Origin of the sequence: Burkholderia sp. ABCPW 14 (assembly GCF_001523835.1) — a bacterium.
Lineage (GTDB): Bacteria > Pseudomonadota > Gammaproteobacteria > Burkholderiales > Burkholderiaceae > Burkholderia > Burkholderia mayonis.
In genome coordinates this window covers 1-3,641 of record NZ_LOVS01000051.1, presented here as the reverse complement: position 1 = coordinate 3,641, position 3,641 = coordinate 1, and the positions used below count along the sequence as shown (strand labels likewise).

General features: G+C 65.7%; 3 protein-coding genes. All 3 read right to left on the bottom strand.

What is annotated here, in order from left to right:
* Nucleotides 1-1,206 (bottom strand): cation:proton antiporter (locus WS62_RS06930; RefSeq protein ID WP_066569393.1); only part of this gene is annotated, 1,206 nt, incomplete at its 3' end.
* A 199-nt stretch (nucleotides 1,207-1,405) separates the two neighbouring features.
* The gene (locus WS62_RS06925; RefSeq protein WP_066569390.1) at nucleotides 1,406-2,851 is read right to left on the bottom strand and encodes an NAD(P)/FAD-dependent oxidoreductase; all 1,446 of its coding nucleotides are present in this window, start codon (nucleotides 2,849-2,851) and stop codon (nucleotides 1,406-1,408) included.
* Between the two features lie 142 nt (nucleotides 2,852-2,993).
* The coding region (locus WS62_RS06920) for a hypothetical protein (protein ID WP_066569395.1) at nucleotides 2,994-3,641 on the bottom strand (648 nt) is incomplete at its 5' end.

Below are 3,641 nucleotides of genomic sequence, written 5' to 3'. Positions count from 1 at the left end.
CCGCTTCGCGAGCCGCTGGGTCGACATCGCGCTCAGCCACGTCATCGTCAGCGTCGCGATCAGCAATACCGTGTACAGCGAAGCGGGGATGATCCGCAGTTGCAGACCGATCGCGAGCACCATCAGCTCGACGGTCCCGCGGCAGTTCATCAGTACGCCGATCAAAGTCGCCTCCGCGCGATCGATGCCGCACAGTCGCGCGCCGGCGTAGCAGCCGCCGAACTTCGCCGCGACGCCGCCGATCAGGAAGACGGCGAGCCAGCCCCACGTCGCGCCCGTGTCGAGCGCCGAAAACGACGCCTGAAGCCCCATGCTGACGAAGAACAGCGGAATCAGGACGAGGTCGGCCAGTCCCGCGAAGCGCGCGTTCCACAACTGCCGCAGATCGTCGCGGCCCGACAGGTTGGCGGCCGCGACGAGCGCGCCGAACGCGCTGTGAAAGCCGAGCCGCGACGCGGCCCACGACGACAGCAGCACGTAGCACAGCGCGCAGATCAACGTCGCGGAATCGCTGCCGGCCCGGCGCGCAAGATCGAGCAGCCAGAGGACGATCTTGCGCACGAGCGTGATCGACACGACGAAGAACACGATGAGCAGACACACCGCGCGCACCGTCGACGCCGGCGACAGGCCCGATGTCGCGATCGCGCCGACGGCGGCGAGAATCAGCCAGCTGAGCGCGTCGGTTAACGTCGCCGCGAGTATCGACAGCGTCGCCGCCGGGCGGCCGGCGATACGCGCGTCCGAGACAATGCGCATCATGACCGGCAACGCCGAAACGGACAGTGCGATCCCGCAGAACAGCACATAGGCGAGCGGCGACGCCTGCGGCTGGAACGCGCCGGACGACGCGAGCGCGATCGCGCAGCCGGTCGCGAACGGCAACACCATTCCGAATCCCGCGACGACGCTCGCGACGAGCGCGGCCGAGCGCTTTTGCGGGATCTTCCAGGTAATGTGCATGCCCGTCTGGAACATCAGGAACACGAGCCCGAGTTCGCCGAGCCGCGTGAGAATCGCCGCCGAATCCTGGCCGAGCGGCATACCGGGGCCGCCCACGGCGAGCGCGCCGAACGCGGACGGGCCGAGCAGCAGCCCGGCGAGCAGCTCGCCGACGACGCGGCCTTGCCCCAGCCGCTGCGCGAGCGCGCCAAGCACGGATGCCACGACGATCACGATGCACAGTTGCAGTATCCAGTCAGCCATCTTTCGTCGCTTCCTCGGCCTTGCCTTCTTGTGTTCTTGCGTTCGATGAGTGTCGGCGGCGCGTGCGCGGACGTGCGGCGTGCGGCGTGCGGCGTGCGTGCGCGCCGCGCGCCGACGCACCGGGCCGGCCCGCGCGGGCCGCCGGCGCCGGCCACGCCGGCCGCTCGACGCGAGCGCGGCGGCTGCGCGAGCGCGCGGGCTATACCGCCGCGGCGACCCGCTGCAGGCCGAGCCGCGGCCTCGTCGACACGTACAGCCCGTCGAGCGCCATGTTTTGCGACAGGCAAGGCAGGCCCTCGATCGCGTCGAAGAATCGCGCGTTGTCCTCGGCTTCCGAGCTGCCGATCGCAGCGGCGAGCGCGCCCTTGTCCTTGCGAAGCGCCAGATTCTGATCGATGCGGCGCGACATTTCGCCCATCAGGTGCGACGTGGCCTGCTCGACGTCGGCGATGTCCTCGAGGCCGGACACGAGATTCAGGAACGCGCGCCGGATGTCGCCCGCCTCGATCGCGTAGTGGCTCAGCTCGTCGGCCTTGCTGTAATAGCCGAGCTTGCCGTGCGCTTCGTAGAACGTCTGCACGAACACGAGAAAGCGCAGATAGGCCTGCTGATAGCTGTCGCGATAGTACGCAGCGGCCTCCCGCTCGGACACTTCGTCGCGCAGGATGCTGGCGAGCGACGCGGCGGCGAGCATCCCGCTGTACATCGCGAGGTGGACGCCCGTGGACAGCAGCGGGTCGAGAAAGCACGCGGCGTCGCCGGACAGGAAGTAGCCGTCGCCCGCGAACGAATCGCAGGTGTACGAATAGTCCTGCTCGGTCCTGAGCGGCGTGACGAGGCGCGCATGCTGCGTCAGCTTCGTCATCACCGGGCTCAGCGCGAGCGCGCGCTCATAGACCTGCTCGAGCGAACCGGACCGCTTCGCCTCGACGAATGCGTCGCGGTGCATGACGACGCCGACGCTCGTCGGATGATCGGCGAGTGGTATCGCCCACCACCAGCCGTCCGGAATCGAGCTGACGAGAATCGACCCCGGCGCGCAATCGTCGGGCCATGCAAGGCCTTCCCAGTAGCCCCAGGCCGCGACGTTGCGGAAGATCTCGTGGAATTTGCGATTGTCCAGGTATCGGGTCGACATCAGTCCGTTGCGTCCCGACGCGTCGACGAGATAATCGAACTCGACGGTGGTCGTCTCGTCGGCGCCTTGCGCGACGCACAGTGCCGCGCAAGGGCGGCCGTCGTCGAACCGGATCTCGCGCACGCTCACGCCTTCGTGCACCTTCGCGCCGACCGCTCGCGCATGCTGCAGGAGCAATTGATCGAATTCCTCGCGGCGCACCTGGTAGCTGTAGTGATAGGCGCCGCCGAGCTCGCCGAAATCGAGTTTCCAGGTCTCGCCTTTCCAGTTGAAGTAGGCGCCCGGCTTGCGCTGGAAGCCGTGCCGGTCGAACGCGTCGCGCGCGTCCATCAGCGTGAGGATTTCAAGGCACGACGGCAGCAGCGATTCGCCGATGTGATAGCGGGGGAATACCTCCTTGTCGACCAGCGTGACATCGATGCCTTCTCGGGCGAGAAAGGCCGCAGCGGTCGCACCGGCCGGACCGCCGCCGATGACGAGGACTTTGGTGCGATTCGGAAGACGCATGCTTGCTTCTCCTTGTATTGGGGAATGTCATGTTCACGAGCGGACCCTGCCGTCCGGCGCGGCAATTACGTTCGGATCGCTGAATGATTGAGCCGGACTTCGGTCTCGCGAGAGTCGTGCCCGGGCGGTGCCCGGGTTTTTGTCAATTGGCGAGCGCGAGTTTGTTGACCTCGTACTTGTAATCGAGGAAGGCGAGGAAGCTCTGGAAGTGATCGTCGACGATCGACAGTGCATCCGCACGCTTGTCGGCGGACAGCCTCTGATCATGGAAGATCGATTCGTTGATCGAATGATCGAGCTCGCTGTCGATGTGCTCCGCGCCCAGATAGCGAAGCGTATTGCCCGTGTCCGCCTCGTAGGCCGCGGCGAGCTTGCGCGATGTCGTGAAGAAAACCTTCGACGTCGCTTCGCCGGCTTCCATCGTTGCCATTTTCAGCAGCGGGCAGTCGCCGCACCGCCGCGCGCGCGACACGAGCGAATACATGTATTTGCGCACGGGCGCGCCGAGATCGTCCCAGATCACACTGATTGCGCTTTCGCAATCGACGGCTCTACCGTTGACACCGAGCGTCTTGATATCCGACACCATCATGTGCCAGTGCTCGGTGTCGACGTCGACATGATCGTTGATCGCGTTCTGCAAGTCGTTTTCCGGCTTCTCGTAGTGGTAATACATCCGATTGATGTCGCGGAACGTCATCGCCAAATGAATCAGCAACGGCGACCACACGCGCATCATTTCCTTGATTTGGGGGAGGGTGACTGCTTCGAGTTGCGGAAAGACGGGGTG

Bases quoted from the DNA above. Each gene is read 5' to 3' on its own strand.
- WS62_RS06925 (WP_066569390.1), bottom strand. From the start codon at position 2,851: ATGCGTCTTCCGAATCGCACCAAAGTCCTCGTCATCGGCGGCGGTCCG.